The sequence below is a fragment of the Frigoribacterium sp. 2-23 genome (assembly GCF_049601585.1).
Taxonomy (GTDB): Bacteria; Actinomycetota; Actinomycetes; order Actinomycetales; family Microbacteriaceae; genus Frigoribacterium.
On record NZ_CP187126.1, the window covers coordinates 119033 to 143674 of the forward strand.

Consider the following 24642-nt stretch of genomic DNA (forward strand, 5'->3'; position numbering starts at 1 on the left):
GCAAAGGCGACCTGGCATGGATGCTCGACCATGACAGTGAGGGGCGTCCGGATCTGCAGTAGATCCTGGGACGGTCGACTTACGCGGCGCTCTCTTGCGCTGCGAGATCCAGCTGGTCGACTGTGACGAACAGGGACGTAAGGAGCATGACCGCGACGATGCAATTGCGGTCGGTCACCTGCTCCGGTCCGAACTTGTGCGACATGACGTGGCGCGCGAGGTACGTCGGCCGCGGCTGGCCCGACAGCGGGTTCCAGTCCTTATAGAAGGTGACTAGCGGCGCCCGGGTCGCCTGCTCCATCAGGTCCTTGAGCGTCACCCGCGTCGTGATTGCATGGTGTTTCTTCGTGCGCGCCTGTTGCGTCGGCCAACGGAGTGCTTCGACCACCGAGTGGATCAGCGGCACCGCCGCGAGTCCTGCCGTCTTCCAGTGCCCGTCGCGGCACGACGCGATCAGGTCCTCGACCGACGGCATCATCGGAATGAGCAACTCCGACTGGATGTCGCCGAGCACCGCCGCGCAGTCCTCGAGGATCTCGACGCGTCGCTCGACGAGGAGCTCGGAGCGGCACTCGGCAGTGCCGGCGTCGATCAGCTCCATCAGCGTCTCCCCGTTGGGGACCCATGCCACTGGGATGCCTTCATCGTTGAGCATCGTCATCAGCTGCGGCAGATACGTCTCCCAGTTCTTCGGCCAGTTGCGCGGCGTCCGGATCCGGCGTTCAAAGGCCTCCCAGTCGAACGTCCTCAGGATCTCCGCGAGGGCATTCGGGAACTCGATCTTCGGCATCGGCACGATCAACCTGGGAAGGTTGAACGTCGGTATGAACGCCGCGACCGGCATGACCGGCGCCTTCCACTGCGCCGCGACGCGCGCGAGATTCGCGCTCGTGGTCAGTGCCGTCGTGATCGGCGTGATGTCCACGGTGATCGGCGTGATGAGCTTTCGAACCATTGCACTGGAGTCGATGATCTTGCTGGCTTGGAACTGACTCTGGACAGCGATAGCGGCGGCAGTGTTCGTCAGCGCCACCTGCTGACGAAACGGCGTAATGATCGCATCGATCGTGGCGGTGTAGTCGGGCAGGCGGATGTACTCCTTTAACATGCAGGCCTCCGTGCGCAGTTCTCGGCACTCGCGTTGTGCCGTCATTCGATTACAGCACGCAGGGCCGACACAGGAGAGGCCTCCGGGCAGTACTCGGACGGTCGGAGCGTCGGACGTCGTCGGTAGGTTTGGACTCGTGGCATCGGACTGGTGGGCTGTCGCCATCGCGGCGATCGCGGCGATCGCGGCGACCGTCGCGATCTGGCAGGCCGTGATCGCGCGCGGAGCACGCAAGGACGCTCAGAAGGCGCAGACCCTTGCGCGACAGGCCAGCGCTGATGCGCAAGCGCACGAGGCCGCTGCCCTCCGAGCCGCGCAGGAAGCAGCAGGCTCGGCGACGAGATCCGCCGACGCTCAGGAGCGCCTTGCAAGCGCGTACGAGGGTCAGGTCGAGAAGCCGACGTGGCGGAAGCAGAAGCTCACAATCATGACCTGGAAGATCACGAACGTCACTGGGCACGCGCTCCAGTGGGTCACTCCCGTCGTCGACGATCCGCGACTCATGGTCGTCGGCGATCTCGGTGATGGCTTCGACGAGATCGGACCACGGGAGAGCATCAAAGTCTTGTTCGACTTCAGTGAAGGGCAGAAGACCTACGCGAGTCTCCAGTTGCTGTGGCCGGACTCACGCGGTAACCAGCAGGTCGAAGAGTTCACGTTCGAATGGCGGCCGCCCCAGCGCATCACTTTCGGGTGAGGACGCGAAGGACAGAGGAGGTTCGCCGGGCGTACCTGCCTCCGAGCCGGGTACGTGCAGTGCTCGACGACTCGGACGTTCACGCCGACATCTGGATCTGTCAGGCACCGCCGCGGTGCCGGCGGCAGCTCCGTGAAACCGACGCGTCGGTGTAGAGCGCGAGCTCTGTTGCGTCAACGAGGCCGAACCCGGCGTCATTGGTGACCAGGCCCTCAGCCTCGACGTACGCCGCGGTCGCGGCATGCGCAGCGTCGTACGAAGCGAGCCCGTAGGCGTTCATGTTGTCGACGACGAGTCCTGCGACCTCCTCGAGTTCGACTCTGAGGTGTGGCACGGTCGCGAGCAGCGCCTCCCACGACGCCATCAGGTCCGCAGTCAACCGCCCCGCGCGGCGACGGACTCGACCATCGGTGCGCTTTTGCGGCCACGCCTTGTTGCCGTGCTGCTCCTTGACTGCGATCTTGAAAGCGATCTCCGCGAGCTCGAGTTCCAGCAGTCGGTTGTAGTAGACCGTTGTGTCGTTCGAGACGAGCGCGAGCATGAACGCCTCGGCGGCTATATGGCGGGGCTCTTTCGGCACCAGCACGTCGACGACGAATGAGGTGTCGAGGACGACTTCAGCTGGGAGGACGAGCGTCGGCGAACTGTAGACGTAGACGTTGCGCCCGAGCGCCGGTCTGCCTGCGGGCACCTATTTCGTCCGAGCGGAGCGGCCCGAGCCGGCCGTCACGCTCTTCGACGACGTGCTGCCGGCGACGGACTTCGTGACGACTCGTCCGGTGATCGCCGATTTTGTGACGACGCTTCCCATGGCGGCTGATGCGGCGGTCTTGCGCTGCGCGACGGTGCCGGACGGAGCGACGACGCGGGACCTCTTCGCGCTGCTGCTGAGTCGGCTGGCCATATGGACACTCTAGGTCAGCGGCGCCGTTCGGCGCCGAGAAATCTTCGAGAGCGCGTTGCGGCGGCGTCCGATTACGATGCGGTCATGGACACGAACTCGGGCGGGATGTCGCCGAAGGACGCCTACGACGAGCAGGTCGCTGAAGAAGAGCTCGAGTGGCTCGGCGAGGGCGCCCGACGCGAGACGCTCAGCGACGATTGATCTGGCAGTCATGACGACGTATACGCCGCGAGATCTCTGCCGAGAGCTGGGCTACACCGATGAGGCGAGGCCCGGACGCGTGGTGCGCGAGTACCTCCGTCAGCGGTACTCAGAGCACCCGAGACATCAGCGATGGGTGCTCGACGAGGAGCAAGCAGACGACGTGCGTGCGAACCTGTCGCGTGGCGACGGGGCACGGTTCGAGTAACTGTCGCCCCCTGCCGCCACGTCAAATGCTGGCGGTAATGAACCGGGTCTGAATCTGGACGAGCAGACCGAGCTGCTTCGTGCGCTGCTGTCGACATTGATGGAAACGCAGAACGACGCCCGAGCTACGGCGCAGAACGCACGCACGTTCGCGTGGACGGGCACCGCGATCGCACTCTTCACGCTCATCGGCACGATCGTCCTCCCAGTGCGGGGATGAAGGCGTCAGCATGAACCAGCAGGACGTCCTCGACGCGGTTCGTGCGGAGGAGCTCATCGGCGGCGTGTGGATGAGGCCGCCGTCGAACGACGTCTGGTCGCTCGTGATCTGGCACGCAGCCGACGGCTGGCACGTCGCAATGACGGGGGAGCGCGCCGCAATCGAGGACGGCTCCGAGCTGGTGACGGACGACGAGTCCGAGGCGCTGGAGAACTACCTCGAGCGGCTGCGGGCGCTGAGCTCGCTCATCCGTGCCGGCGTGCTCTAGCTGTACCTGGCCGTGACGTTGGTGACACGTTGAGTTGAAAACAGGAGGACCTCCTGGCTTAGTGGAGCTGTCAAGTTCTGCCACCCAGCCAGGAGGTCCCTGCGTCCCACGTTAACGCCCGTCTGACCGTCCACGGGTGGGCACTACTCATCGAGCGAGTCGTCAGAGATCGCCGGCCCGTGTCGCACGTCGCCCGCGAGCTCGGCATCTCACGGCAGTGTGCCCACCGCTGGGTCGGGCGATTCCGAAGCGAGGGCGCGGCAGGGTTGCTCGATCGATCGAGCCGTCCTCGGTCAACCCCGTCCCGGACCAGCCCGGCACGAGAGCAAGCCGTCCTCCAGGCCCGGGCCCGGCTCCGCTTTGGCCCCGCTCGTCTCTCAGCAGCGACCGGTGTCCCGGCCCGGACGATCAGCCGCATCCTGACCCGCCACCAGATCCCGAAACTGGCGTGGTGCGACCCCGTCACCGGGGACCTCATCTGGGCAGCCCGGTCGCCCCAGAACCGTTACGAGCGTCCGCGTCCCGGGGACCTGATCCACATCGACGTCAAAAAGTTTGGTCGCATTCCCGACGGTGGTGGCTGGCGTGTCCACGGCCGCGCCGCGAACACCCGCGACCGGAAAACCCGGTCGGGTTCGACTACGTCCACGCCGCAGTCGATGACCACACCCGTCTCGCCTACGCCGAGATCCACCCCGACGAGAAAGGCGCCACCGCTGCCGGGTTTCTCACCCGCGCAGCCGCTCATTTCGCCTCCCACGGGATCACCCGAATCGAGCGCGCGATCTCGGACAACGCTTTCGCTTACCGTCATTCGACCGCGTTCAAGACTGCCGTTGCGGACCTCGGGGCGCGGCAGAAGTTCATCAAGCCCCATTGCCCCTGGCAGAACGGCAAAGTCGAACGCTTCAACCGGACCCTCGCGACCGAGTGGGCCTACCGGCAACCCTTCACCAGCAACGCCGCCCGGGCCGCCGCACTTGAGAGCGCTCGCCACAGGCAGCACCGTGTGCGGCGTCACACCCCGACGGCGCAGGATCGCACCGATCAGGGCTCGACCGATACGGCCGTTGCCGTCCGTGAACGCGTGGATGCTCTCGAACTGCGCGTGCGCGATGGCGGCCAGCGTGATCGGCTCGACGTCGTCCCTGTTTGAGAACCGGATGAGGTCGTCGAGCAGATCGGGTACGGCATCCGGCGGCGGGGGACGTAGAGAGCGTTCCGTGGTGAATGCTGCGACCCACCGATCCAGTTCTGCACGTCGCGGATCTGTCCGGCGTACCGATGCTCCGCGGGATCGGGGTCGTTTCGCATCAGGGCTTCGTGCGCAGCAAGGATGTCGTCGAGCGTGATCGCTTCTCGCGACGCATCGATGAGCCCCGTGATGGCGGCGCCGGCCGCGACCATGGACATCGCCGACGTGTTCTCCTTGAGGCCGCCGATCGCCCGCGCGAAAGCGAGGGGCGTCGCCTCGACATGCTCGATGCGGCTTGAGGCGACCGACTCCATTCGAATCAGGAACCCGGCCAGCGGGGTCAGCACACCGCCCGCAACACGCTCGAGATCGGCGGCCTCGTCGCGAGCCCGGGCGAGCTCGCGTCCTGCGGGCGCCGATGGTGTGAGGTCCGCGATACGAGGAGGCACGGAGACCGCGACCTCGCGGAGCATGCGATCGTCGCGATTGCCACGTCGACCAGCGCTCGCCCATGGCTGGCGCGACCGCGCGCCTCCTGCGTTTACGAAGCAGGCTTGACTTGAGTGACTCGAGCGGCGATGTCCTCGGCGAGGCGGTCGGCTCGATCGTGGTCCGCAGCTGTGACGGTGACAACTGTCGTGCCGGAGAATACGACGAGCTGCCCGTAGGCGCCGTGAAGCCGCCAGGTGTGCCCGTAGCCGTCCCAGCCTGCGAAGGCGTACCTTTCGTAGCCCGGTGAGTCTCCGGCCCGGACCCAGTCGGAGTGCAGGGCGCGAGGCCATCGGGCAGCAAGGATACGTTCGCCGTGCCACCGGCCGTCGTCCCGGATGAGTCGTCCGATACGCGCGAGCTCCTCGGTTCGCAGGTGGAGGCCGCTTCCAGCCACGATGGACCCTCGAGGGCAGCGCTCCCACGGGGCGTTGTAAATGCCTAGCGGGTTCAGGAGTCGCCTGTCGACGTAGTCGCCCACGTCTCCCACGACGGCCTCCAGAGCCCGCATGGCGGTGTAGGTGCTGGCGTTCGAGTACTGGAACGATCGTCCGCGCGAGGGGCGTCGCAGGAACTCCTGAGCCAGGTCGGGCCAGTCCGTCATGAGCGTCGGCGTCCACGGGAAGTCGACGCCGCTGGTCATGGTGATCAGGTCGCGGAACGTCACCGCCTCCGTCCCCGCGCCGGGCGAGACGGCAGGGAAGAGAGGTGCCACCGGCGCGTCGATCGAGATGAGGCCGTCGTCCTCGGCACAGCCCAAGGCGAGCGCGCAGACACCCTTGCCGACCGAATGGACGTCGGCCCGCCCGTCGGCGGTCCATCGGTGCTCTGCGGTGTCGGCGCCGACGAGCACGTGGAGTCCATGCGCGTTGAACCCCGAACTCTCGACGTCGCGGATGATCAGGTCGCGGAGTCTCTCGGCGCGTGTCACGGGTCTAGTGTGCCGTCTCGGGCAGGAGCGAGTGCTTAGGATCTCCCCGTGGAGACCGAAGGCACCCTGGGCTCATGGCCGCGCGAACGGAACACGGTCGTCTTCGCTGCTGAGCTCGATGTCGCCCCGGCCATGCCTCCCTTCGCGATCAGGGCCAGCAGCGTCATGTCGCATGCGCCATGGGAGTTCGCCCCCCATGTTCACACCGTCCACGAGCTGGTCTGGGTTCGCGAGGGCACCATGACGGTCCGGGTCGATGACATGATCATGACCGTTCCCGACGGCTACGGCGTCTGGATACCCGCAGGTCGAACGCACTCCGGGCGGACGACCGCTGGGGCCAAGCTCTGCGATGCATCCTTCGCCCCCGAGCGGTCCGGCGTTCACATCCCGACTCCGTGCATTGTCGAGGTCACGACTCTGCTCGGAGCCCTCCTCAGCCGGCTCGAGCAGACGTCCCTCAGCCTTGACGAACGGCTCCGTATCGAGGCTGTCGTCTTCGACAACGTCGTGTCCGCGCCCGCTGGCTTCGCCCTCTCGGTGCCGCACACCCTCCGCGTCGCGCCGGTCGTCGAGGCGCTCATGCGCAACCCGACCGACACCGTCTCGCTCGACGACTGGTCTGCCGCCCTGGGCCTCAGCACGCGGACACTGTCGCGAATCTTCCGTGCCGAGACAGGCCTATCGTTCTTCCAGTGGCGACAGGCGCTCCGAGTCCACCACTCGGTGACCCTCCTCGCCGATGGGCTCGCCGTGCAGGACGTTGCCGAGATCATGGGCCACGCGAACGCCAGCAGTTTCATCGCCGCGTTCAAAAGGGTGACCGGCATCACGCCCGGGGCCCACGCCCTGTCCCATGCCGCCCCTCGTGTCCACATCGACGCATCAAGTGGCCCGGAAGCCTGATTGCCGACACTCGCCTGCGCCCCTATCTTGTAAGGACAGGCTGCCCTTACTCCGCAGGGCCGCATTCCCCCTCACTAACGAACCGCGCAGCCCCATGCCTCCCACCACGTCAGCTGGCCCCGCCACGATCGTCGAGGCGACCTCCGTCGTCCTCGGCTTCGGCAGGGACCTCGTCGTCGACGGAGTGTCGCTGTCCCTGCCCCCGGGTGCCGTGACGGCGCTCGTCGGTCCGAACGGGTCAGGGAAATCCACGCTCCTGCGTGCGCTGGCGCGTCTGCACGTTCCGCAGAGCGGATCGGTCCTCCTGGGCGGCCAGCCGGTCTCGATGCTGAACCCCCGCGAGTTCGCCCGCCATGTCACCCTCTTCGCCCAGTCCCGCGTGGCCCCCGCAGGGCTTAGCGTCCGAGAGGTGGTCTCCTTCGGCCGGCACCCCCACCGGCACCGGTTCGCGGGTCTCAGCACGACGGACCGCGACGTCGTCACCCGGGCGATGTCGGACACCGGCGTGCTGGCCATGGCCGACCGGGGCGCCGGGGAGCTCAGCGGCGGCGAGCTGCAGCGCGTGTGGCTCGCCACCTGCCTCGCTCAGCAGACCGGCACCATCCTCCTCGACGAACCGACCAACCATCTCGACCTGCGCTACCAGATGGAGACCCTGGACCTCATCCGGGACCTCGTCGCGATCCGCGGCGCAGCCGTGGGTGTCGTCCTGCACGACCTCGACCACGCGGCCCGCGTCGCCGATCACCTCCTGTTGTTGCACCACGGCAGGATCATCGCCGAGGGGCAACCGCACACCGTCCTCACTGCCGGTCACATCGAGACCGCCTATGGGGTGCGGGCGGAGGTGACGCTCGACGAGCGCACCGGCCGCCTCCGCATCGACCCCGAGAGCAGGCATCCGCCCCGGACGCCCGCCTCCCATCCCGATCCCTTCCGGAAGGAACACCCCGCATGATCCGCCCTCGCCTCCTCGCGGCCGCTGCCGTGGCCGGCGTCACCGCCCTCACCCTCGTGGGCTGTGGCACGACCAGCGTCAGCACCGCGTCGTCGACCGGAATCGTCGACTCCCAGGATTGCCGTGCCGACCAGACGGCGACCTCGACGGGGCCCGTCTCTGTCACCGATAGCCTCGGCCGGACGGTGGACCTCGATGCCCCCGCCAAGCGAGTTGTCGTCCTCGAGTGGCAGCAGACCGAAGATCTTCTGACGCTCTGCGTCGCGCCCGTCGGGGCGGCGTCGACCGAGGACTACGCCACCTATGTCAGTGCCGAAACGCTCCCGGCCACCACGGTCGACGTCGGAGAACGCGGCGAACCCGATCTGGACACGCTCTACGGCCTGGACCCCGATCTCATCGTCCTGGAGTCCTACGGCGACGATGACGAACTCTTGAAGAAGCTCGAGGAACGGGACGTGCCCGTCCTCGCCACGATCGGGGCGGACGCGTCGGGGCAGATCGAGAACATGAAGAAGGTGTTCTCCCTCATCGGCGAGGCTACCGGCCGGACCGAGCGTGCTGACGAGGTGCTGGCGGACTTCGACGAGCACCTCGCGACGGCCAAGCGGGCCGTGGCGGATGCCGACCTGACGACGAAGGACTTCGTCTTCTTCGACGGCTGGATCGAGAGCGGTAACGTCGTCATCCGCCCGTACGGCCAGGGCGCCCTGTTCACCGAGCTCGGGCGGGACCTCGGGCTGACGGGTGCCTGGACGGACGAGGTCAACAAGTCATACGGTAGCGGTGGCGTCGACGCTGCCTACGGGCTCGCGCAGACCGACCTCGAAGGTCTGACCGCGGTCGGTAATGCCAACCTGATCTACTCCAACGACGGTACGGCCGACAGCTACGTCACAGAGCTGACCAAAAGCCCCATCTGGGCGGCGCTCCCGGCCGTCCAGCAGGGCCGAGCCGTGGAATTCGCCCGGGGCGTTTGGGGCGCCGGCGGACCCCGCTCGAACGAGCAGGCCATCGACGCCTTCGTGGACGTCATCTCCGGCCTGTGACGTCGTCCCTCCCCGCCGCCGAGCTCCGCCCTGCGTCAGGTGCGGCACTCGGCGGCGCGGGGCTGTTGGCCTTGCTCGCAGGCGCTGTGCTTGTCACCGGGCTCTGGCACCTCACGCAGGGCACCTCGGGTCTCGGCCCGATGGACCTCCTGCGGGCGCTGACCGGGCAGGAGGTCTCGACGGGCGGGGTGTCCGCGGGCGACATCGTCCTCGGGTCGCGTGTTCCGCGCCTCCTCGCGGGCACGGCCGTCGGCATCGCCCTGGGCGTGGCAGGAGCTTTGCTGCAGAGCGTGACCCGCAATCAGCTCGCGTCGCCGGACACGCTGGCCGTGACCGCGGGAGCCTACTTCGCCCTGACGGCCGTCGCCGCATTCGGCCTGTCCGTCCCGTTCTGGGCCTCGAGCTCGGTCGCGTTCCTCGGTGGGCTGCTTGCCGCCTGTGTCGTCCTGGCCCTGACCGGGACAGCGGCCAGGACGGCCAGCACCCGGCTGATCCTCGCGGGCTCCGCCATTGCCATGGCCCTGGATGCCGGCACGGCCATGCTTCTCATCCTCTTCCGCGAGAACACCACGGGCCTGTTCGCCTGGGGCAGCGGGTCCCTCGGACAGCTCAACGTGGACGCCTCGCTCCGCGCGGCACCTCTCATCGGGGCGGTGATCCTCGGGATGCTCCTGCTCGCCCGCCGTCTCGATGTGCTGGGGCTCGGCGAGGACACCGCGCAGAGCCTCGGCGTCCCCGTGCGGAGCACGAGAACTGTCGCGGTCGTCGCCGCGGTCGTCTTGACCGCGGCCTCCGTCACCCTTGCCGGACCCATCGCATTCGTCGGCCTGGGCGCACCCGTCGCCACTCGCCTGCTCGCCCACCGCGTCCAGGCCTTGCGGGCGCACGCGTTCTTCCTTCCGGCGTCCGGCCTCCTCGGGGCGCTGTTGATCCTCCTGGCCGATGCGACCCTGCGCGCCGTTCTGGGGGCCGAGGGTGCCACTGCGATCCCGACCGGTATCCCGACCGCACTGCTGGGCGGTGTCGTCATCATTGTCTTGGCCCTCCGTCTGCGCGATGCGGGCGCGTCACAGGGGGCACATCCCGCGCGTCCTTCTCGTCTTCGGGCACCCTCGACCTTCTACACGGTGGGTGTGACGGCAGTCGTGCTCCTCCTCGTTGCGATGGTGGTCGCCCTTCTGGTCGGCAGTCTTTCCCTTCGCCTCGGGGACCTTGCCCTCTGGATGCAGCACGCCGCTCCCGATCTCGTCGCCAGAGCCCTCGATGAGCGAGCGGCCCGCGTCGCTGCCGCGGTCTTGGCCGGCGCCGCTCTCGCCCTGTCCGGTACCGCTGTCCAGGGCACGGTCCGTAACCCCCTCGCCGAGCCTGGTCTGCTCGGCGTCACCGCCGGCGCCGGGCTCGGCGCCGTTCTCGTCGTGACGTCTGGAGTGGGGGGACGGCCCCTTCTCGTGGTGGCCGCCGTCGTCGCCGGCCTGCTGACCTTCGCCCTCATCACCGTCCTGGCCTGGCGGGGAGGCCTTCTCCCGGACCGGTTCGTCCTCATCGGCATCGGAACCGGCTACGTCCTCAGCTCCATCACGACGTTCCTCCTGCTCAGCTCCGATCCGTGGCAGACACCGCGCATTCTGACCTGGCTCTCGGGGACCACGTACGGTCGTTCGCTGTCCGACGTCGTGCCCGTGGCCGTGGCCCTCGTCGTCGCCGTGCCGGTGCTCCTCGGGCTCCGTCGCCACCTCGACCTGCTCGCCGTCGACGAGGACACCCCTCGCATTCTCGGACTGCGTCCCGAGCGAACACGCCTGGCCGTCCTGGTTCTCGCAGCCGCCCTCGCGGCGGTCTCCGTCGTGGCAGTCGGGACGATCGGTTTCGTTGGTCTCGTGGCACCGCACCTGGCCCGAACCTTGGTCGGGGCCCGCCATGGCCGGGTTCTGCCCGTGGCCATGATGCTCGGTGCTCTGCTCGTCCTCGTCGCCGACACCATGGGACGCACCGTCATTTCCCCCTCACAACTGCCAGCAGGTCTCATGATCGCGCTCGTCGGTGCCCCGTACCTCATCTGGCTTCTCCACCGCACTAGAGACTGACCCGATGCAGATATGACCTGGCGGGGAGGAGTCGTGACTTGCCACGTCGACCAGCGCTCGCCCACGGCAGGGTCATGCTCGTATGCGTCGGCCATGCGGGCACGATGCCTGTCTTCATGTCAGTAACTCGGTCGGCAATGACACTGAGAGCGGATAGATGTCGACCGAAGCGCTGACGTGGACGGCCGGGTCGTTCGTCCAGGCCAGGATCGACGCCGCCCGGCCGGGCACGAGAGCCCGATCCGTCCGGTGGGGGTTCGTCGTCCTGCTCACCGGGCAGGTCGTCACGGCCGTGACCGTGGCCGTTCCCGACGCCTGGTCAGGAGGCGCGGTGATCGGATGGGCCATCGCCGGGCTCGGCATGGGGGTCGCCTTCAATGCCGCGACCAGCGCCACCATGGCGGCGGGGGCGGCCGCCGGTGCCACGAGTGCGTCGCTCCAGCTCGCCCAGACGCTCGCCACGGCCCTCGTCGCCGGTGCCGGGGGAGCCGTCCTCGCAGCTGCGGGGGCGGGGCCTGCCGGTTTCGCGACGGTCTTCGCCGTCACCGCCGTGCTGGCGCTGGCGGGCGTGCCGCTGGCCGGTCGCGTCGATGCCCGCGCATCGGAGGGGTCTACGGCTCGCCCCGAGCAGGGGTGAGCGGCGTCGTGTCGTGTGGCGTTTGCGATGTCGTGTCGGGTTCGGGCACGACTCGATGCCGCGAACGCGACAGGACGCGCGCGGGCGGAGGGACGCGGGCCGACGTCACCAGCCGACCCGAGCCTCCTGAGGTTCACGCAGGGTCAGCCGACGCGCGACACCTGCCGCAGGATCGTGCCGAGCACCTCGCGGGGCTGCGGCCGCGAGCGGTTCTCGTCGGCGATCGCATCCGCGGGCTGGGTGGCAGGTGGCCGGGCCCTGGCCGAGGGAAATCCGATCGGGGGTACCGGGCGGTAGGGGCGACGTGCCGACGTGTTCACCGCGCAGTCATGCTCGTGCCAACGGGCGGCAGGCGATCGTCTGCCTTAGGCAATATTCAGTGTTGTGAATTCAGAATTTGGAGTGCATATTTGAAGCACCTCGCAACTGGGCGAGGCCTAGCAGCGAAGCTAAAATTGGAGGAAATTGTGAAGTTCTTGACCACCTCACCCGGGCGTACCGCGCTCGCCTCAGCTGTTTCCGTGGCCTTGCTCGGATCGATACTCGTAGCCAGCCCTGCCTCTGCGGCGGGCTTCGGTGATAACGAGTCACGAGTCGAATCGATCATCGATGCGAACGCGCCCGTGCCGACGGAAGACATAACGGTCGATCCTGCCGTGTTCCTTGAAGGCCTCGAACAGCTCGAGGCGGCGCCCGTGCAGCGGCAGCCGATTCTCGACGATGGGCATACTTACTATCGCTACACCGTGGAGGCGGGGTCGCTCACTCTTCCGAGTGCAGCTGATGTGCGCGCGGCAATAGAGGAGACCGAGGCGACCAAAACGATCACGCCGCGACTGCAAGCGCGCTTCTCCGGTATGAGGATGGCGGTCGGCTTCAACACGGTCGATCAGCAAGCTCTCGCGGCCGGCGGGGGAGCGGCGGTCGCCGCAGCAATCTGTTTGATCCCGGGCGTCGGTTGGGGGGCCTGTGCTGCTATCGGCGTGGTCGTCAGTGTCGCCACCACATACATCGTGCGGAATGGCATTTGCAGGGGTGGACGAACGCTGTGGTGGTACGACGTCAAGGGCGGCTCTACCGTCGCCTGTCGCTCGTCCGCTCCGTTCTAAATCGCATCATTGGAAGGATCAGTGTCATGCGTGCATGGCTTTTATACATCGCGATCGTTGTCCTTGCTTTGGTCGCGCTCATCGTGGTCGCACACAGCTTCCCCGGGGCGTCGCCGACCGCGTTCTACGTCGGCACTCCGATCCTTGTCATCGGTGCCGGTGTCGGCGCCAAGTTCGTGAAAGAGCGCCGACGGGTCCGGCGCATCCACCGGGGCTGATCGTCGATACCTGTCGCTGACGGCAGCGGACGTGCCCCTCCGGCCGAGGCTCGAGCCGACCCGCGCGTCCTGAGGTGCGCGGCGTCGTGTCGTGTTTGAACACGACACGATGCCGCGAACGCGACAGGACGCGCGGGCGGAGGGATGCGGGCCGGCGTCACCAGCCGACCCGCGCCTCCTGAGGTTCACGCAGGGTCAGCCGACGCGCGACACCTGCCGCAGGATCGTGCCGAGCACCTCGCGGGGCTGCGGCCGCGACCGGTTCTCGTCGGCGATGGCCTCCGCGCGCTGGGCGAAGGTCGGGTCGTTCAGCACCTGATCCACCGCCTCCCGGGTGTCGTCGAGGGACGCGATGCTGACGCCGGCTCCCGCGCGGACGACCTGCTCGGCGATGTGCGGCTGGTCGGCGCCCTGCGGCCACAGCACGAGCGGGACACCCCTCGAGAGCGACGCGAGCACCGTGCCCGCGCCTCCCGCGCTGACCGTGAGGTCGACGCCTTCGAGCAGTCGGCCGATCGGCTCGAACTCGGTCCATTGCACCGAGCCGGTCGTGTCGTCGCCGGTCGTCGACTCGCCGAGGGCGAGCCCGCGGGTGATGATCGTGTCGATGCCGTCGAGCGACGAGGCGAGCCGCTCGAGCGAGGCGGCGTCGGAGAAGATCGTGCCGAAGGTGGCGAGCACCCGCGGGTGCGTACGCGCGTCGGCACCCGCGTCAGCACCAGCACCAGCACCGCCCGAACGCCCGGCGTGCGCACTGAACGCGATCTCGTGGACGGGGGCATCGGTCCAGGCAGCATCCTCCGCCGCCGTCAGGGACGACGGCCAGGCGAGCAGCGTCGCCTGCGGGGCGACCGGCGCGGTCCCGTACGACTCGTACCGCGAGGCGGCCGACGCCTCGATCGCCTCGGTCCACGACTGCGGCGGGTGGACGGACATCGCGTAGCGGTACCACGGCACGTCGAGGATCGCCGCGAGCAGCGGACCCACGGTGTTGTACTGGTCGGCCACGACGACGTCGGGCTGCCAGTCATGGGCGAGGGGCAGCGCCTCGGGCAGTGACAGGTCGACCAGCACGCCGCCGAACGTCTCGCCGATGCCCTCGATGCTCGGCTGCATCACGTCGCCGCCCGTCCGCTCGGCGGCGGTCGTCGCGAGCTCGAATGGCATGGGACCGGCCGCGAGCAGTGTGACGCCCTCGGGCAGATCCGACTCGACGAGTCCGCGAAGGCCCTCACTGGCGATCAACGCGACGTCGTGGCCGTCGTCGAGGGCGACCTGCATCAGCGGGCCGAGGGGCAGGACGTGCCCGTGCGCGGAGACGGCGGTGAACAGAATTTTCGTCATGTCTTCCTGTCTAGCTCGGTCGCGGCTGATCCTCTGCGGGAACTCCTAGGGACCCTCGATGATCCGTGCCGACGCCCGCTCGTCGCCGGCGCCGACGCCGACGTGACGACCGCAGGAGGCGCGGGTCACGAGGGAATGCGGCAGCTGTTCGACGACGGGCTCACTGCCCTCGGCGCGAGCGAGGATGTCCAGGGCGCGGGCGGCCAGCTCGCCCAGCGGCTGCTTGACACTCGTGAGCGGCGGGACGGAGTAGGCGCCCTGGGCCGTCCCGTCGAAGCCGATGACGGCGAGGTCGTCGGGGACGCGGAGGCCCAGCCGGTCGGCCGCGTGCAGCACGCCGAGGGCCTGCTCGTCCGTCGCGCACGAGATGGCCCGAGGCCGGTCCGGGCCCGACAACCAGTCGATCGCGCCTGCCGCCGCCTCGCCCCGCGCGATCGTGCTGTTGCGCACCGACGTCGTGATCGACCGGCCTGCACGCGCGACGGCCCGGGTGAATCCCGCGAGGTGCTGGGCCCCGCCGATCGACCCCGCCGGCGAGTTCAGGAGCCCGATGTCGTCGTAGCCGTGCTCGATCAGGTGCGCGGCCGCGTCTTCGGCGGCCTGCTCGTAGTCGATGGTCACGGACGAGGCCGACGCGTCGGCGGCCACGGGGTGCAGCGCGACGACGGGGATGCCGGCTCGCTCGAACGCCGTGAGATCGGGGCGATCGAGCACCGACACGATCACGGCCGAGTCGACCCGGCGCGCGACGAACGACGAGATGATGCGCGCCTCGGTGGACGGATCGAGGCCCGCGTCGCCGATCAGGAGGAGCTGGTCGCGGTGCAGCGCGGCCTTCTGCAGGCTTCGGGCGAGCTCTCCGAAGAACGGGTTCGCGATGTCGGGCACGATGAGGCCGACCGACGCGGTCCGTCCGAAGCTGAGCGCCTGCGCGAGCATGTTGGGGCGATAGTCCAGCTCGGCGGCCGCACCGAGCACCCGCTCGCGGAGCGCGGGGGAGACGTTCCGAGGCCCGTTGTTGAAGACGTAGCTGACGACGGCGGTGGACGTGCCGGCACGCGTGGCGACGTCTCGAGCGGTGACCATCGGCGGCCCTCCTTGGCTAACCGGTTAGAACGTCACCGATAGTAGCTGAGGCCGGCGACGACGACACTGTTGCGTTGGCCGCGAGAGCGGCCTATAGTCCCGTCTAACCGCATCGTCTATGCGGTTAGAAGCTGAAGACTTTGGAGTGTTCCCGATGAAGCGTTCACGTTCTCTCCCGGCGTTGGCGGCCCTGCTCGCAAGCGGGCTGTTGCTCGCCGGCTGCAGCGGCACCGGCGGCGGCGCCACCGGCTCGTCAGAAGGCGAGGGGTCGGGGACGGTCCGCTTCGTCGCCGCCGAAGACCCGGCCACCTTCGCTCCGCTGATCGCGTCCTTCGAGAAGAAGTACCCGAAGATCACGGTGGAGTACACGCAGATCCCGTTCGACCAGTACTCGAGCACCATGCAGCAACGGCTCAAGGCCAAGGACGACACGATCGACGTCTTCGCCGTCGACCAGCCGAACCTCGCGCAGATCGCCGCGCAGGGGTTCCTCGAAGACATCAGCGACCTGTCGGACAAGGCGAAGGCGGCGACGTCCGCCCAGCAGTACGGCGTCAACGTCTACGACGGCAAGCTCTACGGGCTGCCGATCTGGAACTCGACGCAGCTCATGTACTTCAACAAGGACGCCCTCGCCAAGGCCGGCGTCACCGCCCCGACGGCGGACCCGTCCCAGCGCTGGACGTGGGAGGAGGTCGAGAAGGCCGGCACGCAGGCGCAGCAGGCGGGCATCGCGTCGGGCCTGCTGCTCGAGCAGGTCGAGGCGTACTACCAGCTGCAGCCGCTGGCGGAGTCGCTTGGAGGCGGTTCCGGCATCACCGGCGACGACGGCCTCTCGATCGACGTGACGAACGCGAAGTGGGAGAAAGCCATGCAGTGGTACTCCGACACGTTCTCGTCCGGGCTGTCGCCTCGCGGCGTGGGCGGGTTCCAGACCTCACCGCAGTTCTCGGACGGCAAGGTCGCGTTCTTCGTCGGCGGCCCGTGGGACGTCCCCACGTTCGAGAAGTCCGCGACCTTCGACTGGGGCGTCGCACCCATGCCGTACTTCGCCGGTGGCAAGCCGGTCACGCCGACCGGTTCGTGGTCGTGGGGCGTGAACACCGCGTCGAAGAACAAGGCGGCGGCGCGCACCTTCCTGGAGTACTCGGGTCTCGACACCGCAGGCAACCTCGCCACGACGCAGGCGCTGACGATCATCCCGGCGAACACCGCCGCCGAGAAGCAGTACCTGCCCGAGCTCGAGAAGCTCGGCGGCACGCATGCCACGGGAGTCGCCGACCTCATCTCGCACGAGGTCCAGGAGACGGCCGTCGCCCGTCCCGTCTCGGTCGGCTACGTCCAGTTCGAAGGGATCATGAACAAGGCCTTCGCCGACATCCGCAACGGCTCTCCGGTCGACGACCGCCTGAAGCAGGCCACCTCGCAGGTGAAGGACGCCTGGAGCCAGCTCAAATGACCCGCGCCTCCTCGAAGGCGGGAGGCGCCTCGATCGGCGCCCCCCGCCTCCGGGCCCGGCGTCAGCCCCTGTGGCGACGCCCGGCCGTCGTCGCCCTCGCCTTCCTGTCGCCGGCACTCGTCTCGCTGCTGATCCTGCGGCTCGCCCCGGCCGCCGTCGCGCTCGTGGACAGCCTGTTCCGCTCGTCGCTGCTCGGCGGCACCCGCTTCGTCTGGCTCGAGAACTACACGACCCTGTTCACGAACCCCGACTTCGTGTCGTCGCTCGGCGTGACGCTGCTCTTCACCGTCATCGTCAACCCGTTGCAGGTCGCCGTCGCGTTCTTCCTGGCCGTGCTCTACACGCGCCGGGCACCCGGGTCGAAGGTCTGGCGCTCGCTCGTGATCCTGCCGATCGCCGTGCCTCCCGCGGTCTCGGCCGTCATCTGGAGCGTCATCTACCGGCCCGACGGACTCGGCAACTCGTTCCTCGCCCTCGTCGGCATCCCGCCGCAGCCGTTCCTGACGTCACCGCACCAATCGCTGTCGGCGATCATCGTGGTGCTGTCGTGGATCGGCGTCGGCTACTGGATGATGTTCCTGATCGCGGGTCTCAACGACGTCCCCAGCGAGCTCTACGAAGCCGCGTCCCTCGACGGGGCCTCCGCCTGGCGGCAGCTGTGGTCCATCACGTTCCCCCTCGTGCGTCGCCCGCTCGCCTTCGTGCTCGTCGCCGACACGGTGTCGAACCTGCTCGTCTTCGCGCCGGTGCAGATCTTGACGAAGGGCGGGCCCGAGGGCTCCACGAACCTGTTGATGTACGACATCTTCACCCGTGCCTACTCGTTCGGCGACCTCAACGGCGCCCAGACCGAGGTCATCATCCTGGTCCTCATCACCATCGTGATCGTGGGGATCCAGTTCCGCCTGCTCCGATCGGAGGACTGATGCCCCGCACCGGCACCACCTCGCCCACCCGGCGACGCCCTCGCGTCGCCCCCGCGATCACCGCCGTCCTGGCGGCCGTGATCGGACTCGTGTTCTTCGTCCCGCTCTGGTGGACGGTCGTGAACTCGTTCCGACCGGGCTCGGAGACGTTCCGCTATCTCGACCCGCTGCAGTGGCAGACCTTCGTCACGCTTACCCCGACGATCGAGAACTACCGGGCGCTGCTCGACAGCGACCTCGCGCGTGCCGTCGGCAACTCCCTGCTGGTCAGCCTCGTCACGGTCCCGTCGGTCTCGTGATCTGCGCGATGGCGGCCTACGGGCTCTCGGCGTTCGCCTTCCGCGGGCGGACGGCGCTGTTCTCGATCGTCATCCTGTCGTTCCTCATCCCGTTCGACGCGATCGCGATCCCGCTTGCGGAGATCTTCCGTGCCTGGGACCTGCAGAACACGTACACCGGGCTGATCCTGCCGGGCCTCGGCAACGGCATGGCGATCTTCCTGCTGCGTACCTTCTTCCTCGCGATCCCCGCCGAGCTCGTCGAGGCGGGCCGCATGGACGGCCTCCGCGCGTGGGGGATCTTCACCCGCATCTACCTGCCGCTGTCCCGGCCGGCGCTGATCGGCGCCGGGCTCATCCTGTTCTTCTTCCAGTGGCAGGCGTACGTCTGGCCGCTGCTCATGGGCACCGACCGGGAGCACATCCTCGGGCCGATCGCCCTGTCGAACCTGCAGGGGCAGTTCACGACCGACTACGGACTCGTGTTCGCCGCCTCCGTGATCCTCATCCTCATCCCCGCCGCGATCATCGTCGGATTCCAGCGCTACTTCATCCAGTCCGTCGCGACGTCCGGTCTGAAGTAGACCGCACCTCCACCCTCTCTCAAGGAACCCCCATGACCTTCGACCACCACGTCATCCTCGACACCGACATCGGCAGCGACGTCGACGACGCCCTCGCCCTCGCCCTGCTGGTGGGCACCCCCACCGCCGAACTGCTCGGCGTCACCACCAACTACGGCGACACGCTGCTGCGCGCTCGCCTCGCCGCCCGCATCGCCGGCACGGCCGGCTGGGCCGGGCCCGTGCACGCCGGCCTGAGCGAGACCCTCTCGGGCAAGGAGGTCTGGTGGGCCGGGCACGAGGGCAAGCTCTTCGACGACCTCGACACCGAGACCGTCGCGTCCGAGGACGCCGTGCGCTATCTCGTCGACCAGGTCGTCGCGGCACCGGGCACGATCGACGTCGTGGCCATCGGCCCGCTCACCAACATCGCCGCGGCCATCGGCCTCGACGACCGCTTCGCCGCGAGCGTGAAGCACCTCTACGTGATGGGTGGCGCCTTCGGCGAGGACGAGCCCGAGCACAACATCCGCAGCGACGTCGACGCCGCGCGCATCGTCTTCGGGGCGGGCATCCCCACCACCGTGTCGGCCCTCGAGGTCACGCGCCTGGTGCGCATCGAGGAGGAGGCGCTCGCCCGCATCGCGACGGCGGGCGATCTCGGTCATATCCTGCTCGCCGAGATCGAGCAGTGGTGGCGCTACTGGGACGCCACGTGGAATGTCCCGCACGATCCGGTTACCGTCTTGACCATGACCGACCCCGATCTGTTCGACTATTCGCCGCAGGGCCGGATCAGCGTCGCCGACGACGGCGCCACCACCTTCGACGAGGGCGACGGCGCGACCCGTATCGTCATCGGCCTGGACGGGGTCGGGGTCGCCGACCGCATCGTCGCGGGCATCATCGCGGCCGGCACCGCGGCATCCGAGCCCGCCCGATGAGTCCCGCCCCGAGCCTCGTCGTCGCGGGGTCCGTCAACGTCGACCTCGTCGCCACGGTCGAGCGTCTGCCCGCCCCGGGCGAGACGATCGGAGGCGGTCGTCTCCGTCGGCAGGCGGGCGGCAAGGGGGCCAACCAGGCCGCGGCGGCCAGCCGACTCGGCGCCGCCGTGTCGTTCGTCGGATGCATCGGCGACGATGCCGACGGCCGCTTCGTCCGCGCCGAGCTGGCGGCCGCGGGCGTCGACACCGCGGGCCTCCGCGTCGTCGACGAGGCCACCGGCACGGCCCTCATCTCGGTCGACGCGGACGGCGAGAACACCATCGTGGTCTGTCCCGGCGCGAACGCGCATCTCGGCGCGTCCCTGCTCGACGACCCCGACACGGCCCTCCTCCTGCAGCTGGAGACCCCGGTGCAGACCGTCGAGGAGCTCGTGCGGCGGGCCCGCGGAACCGTCGTGCTCAACGCCGCACCGGCCCTCCACCTGTCCGCCGACCTGATCGACCGGGTCGACCTGTTCGTCGTCAACGAGACCGAGTACGCGGCCCTGCCCGAGCTCGCCGCGGCACGCCGTGTCGCGGTCACCCTCGGCGCGGACGGGGCGGCTCTCTACGAACGCGACCGGCTTCTCCACCGAGCCGCTGGCACGGCGACGCGTGTCGTCGACACGGTCGGTGCCGGTGACGCGTTCACCGCGGCGCTCACCGTAGGGCTGCTGGAGGGCGTCGACGAGGCCACGGCTCTCGCGACGGCCTGCCGGGTCGGCGCCGTCGCCGTCGGTGTGCCGTCGGCGCAGCCGGCCTTCGAGCACATCGACCGATACCGGAGCAGGTCATGACGACGCGCATCCCCCTCTATCTCGACTGCGACACCGGCATCGACGACGCCCTCGCGCTGCTGTACCTGCTGCACAGCCCCGAGGTCGAGATCGTGGGCATCGGAACCGTCCACGGCAACACGGACCCGGTGCGGGCCGCACGCAACACGCTCGACCTGCTGCAGCTCGCCGGCCGCGCCGACATCCCGGTCGCCATCGGGGCCGAACATGCCCTCGACGGCGAGCCGCACGCGGGCGCGCCTCACGTGCACGGCGACAACGGCATCGGCGGCGTCGAGCTGCCGACCGCGACCCGCGCACCCGAGGCCGAGGCGGCGCACGAGATGCTGACCCGGCTCAGCCGCGAGCACGTCGGAACACTCCGCGTGCTCGCCATCGGCCCGCTGACGAACCTGGCGATCGCCCTCGATCACGACGAGGACCTGACGCGCCGCGTCGCGCGCGTCGACATCATGGGAGGCGCGATCAGGGTGTCAGGGAACGTCACCGCGCATGCGGAGGCGAACATCCACAACGACGCCCGGGCGGCGGACCTCGTGCTCCGGGCACCGTGGCCCGTCGTGCTCGTCCCGCTCGATGTCACGCGACAGCACAGCTTCACGCCGGCGGAGCAGGATCGCCTGCTCGCCTCGACCGACCCCGCGACCGTCGCGGTGGGGCGGATGCTCACCACGTACATGGACTTCTACGAGACCGTCGTTGGCGACCGCTGTTGCATCTTGCACGACCCGCTCGCCGCCGCCGTGGCCGTGGACGCGATCCAGCCGACGAGCGCGTTCCGTGCGCCGCTCGGGGTGACCGACGACGGGGGAGTGGAGCACGGGAGGACCGTCGTGACGTCGGACACGCAGGGCACGACGTCGTGGGTCGCGTCGGTCACGGCCGGGGCGGCCGAGCACCTCCTGGAGCGTTTGCTCAGCCCTGCCGCGGGGTAGCCGGGGCGACCTGCCCGGCCCACGCCGCGCCTCCTCGTCCGTCGGTCGTGTCTGCGGAGAGTTCTCCTGCGGTGACCGCCACCGCCGGGCATGAGCAATCGTCGAGTGGCAGACTCGTCGGATGGACAGTCACATCGTCGTCATCGTCGGGGTCACCGTTCTGCTGCTCGCCCTGTGGATCTACACGGCGACCACGATCTTCTCGTCCCGCGGACTCACCACGGGAGGCAAGGCGGCCTGGGCCGTGTTCTCGCTGATCCTGCCGCTGATCGGCCCGGTGGCCTGGCTCGTCTACGGCAAGGCGTCGGCGGACCGCACGGCGGCGTCGGGGACCATCCAGCGCGGCTGACGCCTCGCGCGCCGCCTCGGGATACGGCGGAGAAGGGACGTAGCAGGCGCGGGCACGGGCGTACATCGTCCCGTTTCCGGTGTGAAACTAGGGTGGACGTGTGGGGACGACAGAGGGGGCGCGCCGCCGGCAACGGCTGTTGTTCGCGCGCGACGCCACCGCCGTGATCGTGGCCGTCGTCGTGCTCTCGCTGCTACCCGGATCGCGGTTCGGCGATCACGGCATGTGGGGAGATGCGGCGCACTGGGTCGGTCGCGCGGTCCAGTGGGCGATCGGGCTCGTGCTCGTCGGCGTCATCGCGATCGCCCGTTTCCCGGGGCTCCTGCGATCTGGACCACAGCAACGTGAAGCGGATCGGGACAGCCATGACGGCGGCACGCGTCAGGGCGGAAAAGGCTCAGGCTCAGGCACCGGTACCAGCGACGAGAGGAACCCATGAAAGCCACGAAGCCGTTCGGGTCGCTCTTCACGCGAGAGCCGGAGCAATGGGGCTTCCGCGGCGACCCGCACCTCTGGCGCGAGCTCGGCGAACTGTACGCGGAGACGCCCATGCCCGATTCATGGTTCGCGACCAACCGCCTCCTTGCCGACGGTTTCCAACAGCTCACCGGGCACGAGCTCGATGCCCACGGCGCCGAGGCGGTGCGCGTCGAGCGCTACCGCATCGGCAGCGGCATGAGCGACGGCGCGGTCAGCTTGAGATGGTGGGCGACGGTCGGCCAGGCACTGATCGCCGACCGGTGGGCGGCCCAGCAGCACTCCTCCTAGCGGGGATGTCAGCGCGACCGGAGGCACGGTGCCAGATCACCGCGCACCGTCGCCGTGGCACCATCGAGACATGGGGTGGTGGAGGCGCGTGCTGGGTGGTCCCTACGACGACCGTGATCGCGCGCGGCGGCTCGACTCAGCGCGGGGACCGCTCCGCGACGGCTGGACGCGCGACGACCTCCGCGCCCTCGGGGCTCCGGTGACGACGCCGTGGGCGACAGGCAAGGGCCGTGACGCCGGTGCCGCGGCTCCCGAGCACGTCGACGAGGGAGAGCGCCTGATCGCGGCCGTCGACGCCGTCGCTCTCGAGCTGCGCGCCAGCGGCACCGCGTTCCGCTGACGGCGTCGCCCGCAACGCTCCCGACGCCTAGTGCCCGAGGTCCCAGACGTGCTCGACGTAGGTCTGCGACCAGCCGGCGCGGAGGCGCGTGACGGCGCGGTCGTAGGAGGCGACGAGATCCATCCGCGGTCGCACCATCGACTGCATCTGCAGGCCCTCGTAGAGCGCGATGAGCTGTTCGGCGCCGCGCTCGGGCTGCATGGTCTCGGGCTCGCGGCCGATGGCGATGTCGGTGACGATTCCCTGCAGGACGAGGGCGTGGAACTTGTGCCACTCGTGCTGCAGCGTCGGCGCCATGGGGTGATCGGGTGTCGCCGAGACGTTGAGGAGCGACGTGAGCAGGCGCATCAGCGACGGGTCCTGGACGTTCTGCTCGACGATGCCCCGCAGGAATCGCACGGTCCCGTACTGCTTCATCAGCGGGATCACCGGCTGCATGCGCTCGGCGTTCCAGCGGTCGACCGCCGCCATGACGAGCCCGTCCCAGCCGGGGAAGAACGATCGCACCGTCTCGACGGGCATGTCCGCGATCTCGGCGACCACGTCGAACGTGGTCTCGTGGAACGCCCGGGTGCGGAACGCGTCGATGACCGCCCGCACGATACGGACCCTGATCTCGGTGTCCTGGCTGAAGGGCAGGGCGTCGGGCAGTGCATCGGAAGTCTCGCTCACCCTCTCATCTGAGCAGGTGACGGGCGGCACCGCTACGCCCCGTTCGGGCCGGAGGCGCGGCGCCGAGGTCCGCTGAAGTGCCGACTGCGCTGACCCCTGTTCGGGGGCCACGATCGTGTGACGAGTCACCACGCCTCGGGATTGGGAGATCCGCATGAAGAAGTCCATCGCGACCACGTTCGCCGCTCTCGCACTCGTCACGGGAGGCCTGCTCACCGCCGGCCCGGCCTCGGCCGCGTCCCCCTCGATCCAGGTCGTCGGCGGCGAGAAGGCACCGGCCACGACGTGGGCCGTCCAGGTGGAGGCGTCGGGCGGGTCGATCCCGGCGGGCTACGTGAGCAACTGCACCGGTGAGCAGATCAACGCGTCGTGGGTGCTCACCGCGCGGCACTGCATCGACGGCATCGGCGCGATGAACGTCTACCACTCCAACTCGACGACGAACAAGGGCACCGCGGTCGCGGTCGACAGCGTCACGGCGGCCCCGAGCGGCGACATCGCCCTCGTGCACCTGCGCTCGCCCTACGCCCTGTCGTCGTACGCGCCGCTCGACCTGGCGGCCTCGGCCACGAGCTCGGGGACGGGCACGATCCAGGGCTACGGCCTCCGCGCCAACGCCACCCAGTCGGACGGGCTCTACCAGGCCTCCGTGTCCCTCACCGGCGCCTCGACCGACGCGTACAACGGCCGTGCGCAGCACGTCACGGGCGTGACCGGCGCCTCGAACCACGGCGACTCCGGCGGCCCGCTGATCGTCAACGGCAAGATCGTCGCGGTCTGCTCCACCGGCGACAGCGCCGACCCGGGCGCGAACACCCGCGCGGGTTCGAACTACGCGCTGCTGTCGCAGTCCGCGTCGTGGATCCGCTCGACCGCGGGGCTGTAGACCGCAGCACGACACCCGACGAGGGACGAAGGAGGCGCGGGCCCGCCCCTGCTTCGTCCCTCGTCGGGTGCAACG

At 68.9% G+C, this 24642-nt stretch carries 28 protein-coding genes and 2 pseudogenes; 22 read left to right on the forward strand and 8 right to left on the reverse strand.

Going from position 1 to position 24642, the window contains the following annotated elements; all coding sequences use genetic code 11:
• Window positions 1–79: 79 nt before the first annotated feature.
• Window positions 80–1108, reverse strand: coding sequence for a hypothetical protein (locus ACPEEZ_RS00560; protein WP_423921325.1), 1029 nt, complete (start codon window positions 1106–1108; stop codon window positions 80–82).
• A 136-nt stretch (window positions 1109–1244) separates the two neighbouring features.
• Here ACPEEZ_RS00560 and ACPEEZ_RS00565 point away from each other — a divergent pair, with 136 nt between their 5' ends.
• Window positions 1245–1805, forward strand: a complete 561-nt coding sequence (locus tag ACPEEZ_RS00565) for a hypothetical protein (RefSeq protein ID WP_423921328.1) — start codon at window positions 1245–1247, stop codon at window positions 1803–1805.
• Between the two features lie 100 nt (window positions 1806–1905).
• Here the strand turns inward: ACPEEZ_RS00565 and ACPEEZ_RS00570 are convergent, their stop codons facing one another.
• Both ACPEEZ_RS00570 and ACPEEZ_RS00575 read right to left on the reverse strand, forming a co-directional pair.
• Window positions 1906–2496, reverse strand: a complete 591-nt coding sequence (locus ACPEEZ_RS00570) for a PIN domain-containing protein (protein WP_423921331.1) — start codon at window positions 2494–2496, stop codon at window positions 1906–1908.
• Window positions 2497–2709, reverse strand: a complete 213-nt coding sequence (locus ACPEEZ_RS00575) for a hypothetical protein (protein WP_423921334.1) — start codon at window positions 2707–2709, stop codon at window positions 2497–2499. It abuts the gene before it with no gap.
• 638 nt (window positions 2710–3347) lie between these two features.
• Between ACPEEZ_RS00575 and ACPEEZ_RS00580 the strand changes: the two genes are divergently transcribed.
• Window positions 3348–3605 (forward strand): hypothetical protein, encoded by a 258-nt coding sequence (locus tag ACPEEZ_RS00580; RefSeq protein ID WP_423921337.1) that lies wholly within the window; start codon window positions 3348–3350, stop codon window positions 3603–3605.
• A gap of 77 nt (window positions 3606–3682) precedes the next feature.
• Window positions 3683–4626: pseudogene (locus tag ACPEEZ_RS00585) on the forward strand (IS481 family transposase); the annotation flags it as partial.
• 72 nt (window positions 4627–4698) lie between these two features.
• On the opposite strand, the pseudogene ACPEEZ_RS00590 reads toward ACPEEZ_RS00585, so the two are convergent.
• Both ACPEEZ_RS00590 and ACPEEZ_RS00595 read right to left on the reverse strand, forming a co-directional pair.
• Window positions 4699–5313, reverse strand: a pseudogene (locus tag ACPEEZ_RS00590) (hypothetical protein); the annotation flags it as partial.
• 28 nt (window positions 5314–5341) lie between these two features.
• Window positions 5342–6220, reverse strand: a complete 879-nt coding sequence (locus ACPEEZ_RS00595) for a serine hydrolase domain-containing protein (protein WP_423921340.1) — start codon at window positions 6218–6220, stop codon at window positions 5342–5344.
• A gap of 48 nt (window positions 6221–6268) precedes the next feature.
• On the opposite strand from ACPEEZ_RS00595, the gene ACPEEZ_RS00600 reads away from it, so the two are divergent.
• From ACPEEZ_RS00600 to ACPEEZ_RS00630, 7 genes are all read left to right on the forward strand, one after another.
• Entirely contained in the window at window positions 6269–7126 is an 858-nt protein-coding gene (locus tag ACPEEZ_RS00600; protein ID WP_423921342.1) for an AraC family transcriptional regulator, read from the forward strand.
• Window positions 7127–7220: 94 nt separating this feature from the next.
• Entirely contained in the window at window positions 7221–8084 is an 864-nt protein-coding gene (locus tag ACPEEZ_RS00605; RefSeq protein WP_423921345.1) for an ABC transporter ATP-binding protein, read from the forward strand.
• Complete coding sequence (locus ACPEEZ_RS00610; protein ID WP_423921348.1) at window positions 8081–9133, forward strand: iron-siderophore ABC transporter substrate-binding protein; 1053 nt, start codon at window positions 8081–8083, stop codon at window positions 9131–9133. The genes ACPEEZ_RS00605 and ACPEEZ_RS00610 overlap by 4 nt, the downstream gene beginning before the upstream one ends.
• A complete protein-coding gene (locus ACPEEZ_RS00615) occupies window positions 9130–11217 on the forward strand; it encodes an iron ABC transporter permease (RefSeq protein WP_423921351.1) in 2088 nt (695 codons plus the stop codon). Before ACPEEZ_RS00610 ends, ACPEEZ_RS00615 begins: the two co-directional genes overlap by 4 nt.
• A gap of 157 nt (window positions 11218–11374) precedes the next feature.
• Window positions 11375–11854, forward strand: coding sequence for a hypothetical protein (locus ACPEEZ_RS00620; protein ID WP_423921354.1), 480 nt, complete (start codon window positions 11375–11377; stop codon window positions 11852–11854).
• Window positions 11855–12321: 467 nt separating this feature from the next.
• On the forward strand, window positions 12322–12963 hold the full coding sequence (locus tag ACPEEZ_RS00625) for a hypothetical protein (RefSeq protein ID WP_423921357.1): 642 nt from the start codon (window positions 12322–12324) through the stop codon (window positions 12961–12963).
• A gap of 26 nt (window positions 12964–12989) precedes the next feature.
• Entirely contained in the window at window positions 12990–13181 is a 192-nt protein-coding gene (locus tag ACPEEZ_RS00630) for a hypothetical protein (protein ID WP_423921359.1), read from the forward strand.
• Between the two features lie 195 nt (window positions 13182–13376).
• Here the strand turns inward: ACPEEZ_RS00630 and ACPEEZ_RS00635 are convergent, their stop codons facing one another.
• Both ACPEEZ_RS00635 and ACPEEZ_RS00640 read right to left on the reverse strand, forming a co-directional pair.
• The gene (locus ACPEEZ_RS00635; protein ID WP_423921362.1) at window positions 13377–14525 is read right to left on the reverse strand and encodes a glycosyltransferase; all 1149 of its coding nucleotides are present in this window, start codon (window positions 14523–14525) and stop codon (window positions 13377–13379) included.
• Between the two features lie 45 nt (window positions 14526–14570).
• On the reverse strand, window positions 14571–15611 hold the full coding sequence (locus tag ACPEEZ_RS00640; protein ID WP_423921364.1) for a LacI family DNA-binding transcriptional regulator: 1041 nt from the start codon (window positions 15609–15611) through the stop codon (window positions 14571–14573).
• A 154-nt stretch (window positions 15612–15765) separates the two neighbouring features.
• Here ACPEEZ_RS00640 and ACPEEZ_RS00645 point away from each other — a divergent pair, with 154 nt between their 5' ends.
• The 11 genes from ACPEEZ_RS00645 (at window position 15766) to ACPEEZ_RS00695 (ending at window position 23009) form a co-directional block, all read left to right on the forward strand.
• Window positions 15766–17070, forward strand: coding sequence for an ABC transporter substrate-binding protein (locus tag ACPEEZ_RS00645; protein ID WP_423921367.1), 1305 nt, complete (start codon window positions 15766–15768; stop codon window positions 17068–17070).
• A complete protein-coding gene (locus ACPEEZ_RS00650) occupies window positions 17067–17996 on the forward strand; it encodes a carbohydrate ABC transporter permease (protein ID WP_423921370.1) in 930 nt (309 codons plus the stop codon). The genes ACPEEZ_RS00645 and ACPEEZ_RS00650 overlap by 4 nt, the downstream gene beginning before the upstream one ends.
• The gene (locus tag ACPEEZ_RS00655) at window positions 17996–18295 is read left to right on the forward strand and encodes a hypothetical protein (RefSeq protein ID WP_423921372.1); all 300 of its coding nucleotides are present in this window, start codon (window positions 17996–17998) and stop codon (window positions 18293–18295) included. Before ACPEEZ_RS00650 ends, ACPEEZ_RS00655 begins: the two co-directional genes overlap by 1 nt.
• Window positions 18292–18858, forward strand: a complete 567-nt coding sequence (locus tag ACPEEZ_RS00660) for a carbohydrate ABC transporter permease (RefSeq protein ID WP_423921375.1) — start codon at window positions 18292–18294, stop codon at window positions 18856–18858. The genes ACPEEZ_RS00655 and ACPEEZ_RS00660 overlap by 4 nt, the downstream gene beginning before the upstream one ends.
• 32 nt (window positions 18859–18890) lie before the next feature.
• On the forward strand, window positions 18891–19781 hold the full coding sequence (locus ACPEEZ_RS00665) for a nucleoside hydrolase (RefSeq protein WP_423921378.1): 891 nt from the start codon (window positions 18891–18893) through the stop codon (window positions 19779–19781).
• The gene (locus ACPEEZ_RS00670) at window positions 19778–20617 is read left to right on the forward strand and encodes a ribokinase (RefSeq protein WP_423921380.1); all 840 of its coding nucleotides are present in this window, start codon (window positions 19778–19780) and stop codon (window positions 20615–20617) included. The genes ACPEEZ_RS00665 and ACPEEZ_RS00670 overlap by 4 nt, the downstream gene beginning before the upstream one ends.
• On the forward strand, window positions 20614–21552 hold the full coding sequence (locus ACPEEZ_RS00675) for a nucleoside hydrolase (RefSeq protein ID WP_423921383.1): 939 nt from the start codon (window positions 20614–20616) through the stop codon (window positions 21550–21552). Before ACPEEZ_RS00670 ends, ACPEEZ_RS00675 begins: the two co-directional genes overlap by 4 nt.
• A gap of 121 nt (window positions 21553–21673) precedes the next feature.
• On the forward strand, window positions 21674–21901 hold the full coding sequence (locus ACPEEZ_RS00680; protein WP_423921385.1) for a PLDc N-terminal domain-containing protein: 228 nt from the start codon (window positions 21674–21676) through the stop codon (window positions 21899–21901).
• Window positions 21902–22001: 100 nt separating this feature from the next.
• On the forward strand, window positions 22002–22340 hold the full coding sequence (locus tag ACPEEZ_RS00685) for a hypothetical protein (RefSeq protein ID WP_423921388.1): 339 nt from the start codon (window positions 22002–22004) through the stop codon (window positions 22338–22340).
• A complete protein-coding gene (locus tag ACPEEZ_RS00690; protein ID WP_423921390.1) occupies window positions 22337–22669 on the forward strand; it encodes a hypothetical protein in 333 nt (110 codons plus the stop codon). Before ACPEEZ_RS00685 ends, ACPEEZ_RS00690 begins: the two co-directional genes overlap by 4 nt.
• A gap of 70 nt (window positions 22670–22739) precedes the next feature.
• The gene (locus ACPEEZ_RS00695; protein ID WP_423921393.1) at window positions 22740–23009 is read left to right on the forward strand and encodes a hypothetical protein; all 270 of its coding nucleotides are present in this window, start codon (window positions 22740–22742) and stop codon (window positions 23007–23009) included.
• Between the two features lie 27 nt (window positions 23010–23036).
• On the opposite strand, the gene ACPEEZ_RS00700 is transcribed toward ACPEEZ_RS00695, so the two are convergent.
• Window positions 23037–23681, reverse strand: coding sequence for a TetR/AcrR family transcriptional regulator (locus ACPEEZ_RS00700; protein ID WP_423921395.1), 645 nt, complete (start codon window positions 23679–23681; stop codon window positions 23037–23039).
• 154 nt (window positions 23682–23835) lie between these two features.
• Between ACPEEZ_RS00700 and ACPEEZ_RS00705 the strand changes: the two genes are divergently transcribed.
• Window positions 23836–24567: a S1 family peptidase gene (locus ACPEEZ_RS00705; RefSeq protein WP_423921398.1), complete on the forward strand. Its 732-nt coding sequence runs from the start codon at window positions 23836–23838 to the stop codon at window positions 24565–24567.
• Window positions 24568–24642 lie beyond the last annotated feature (75 nt).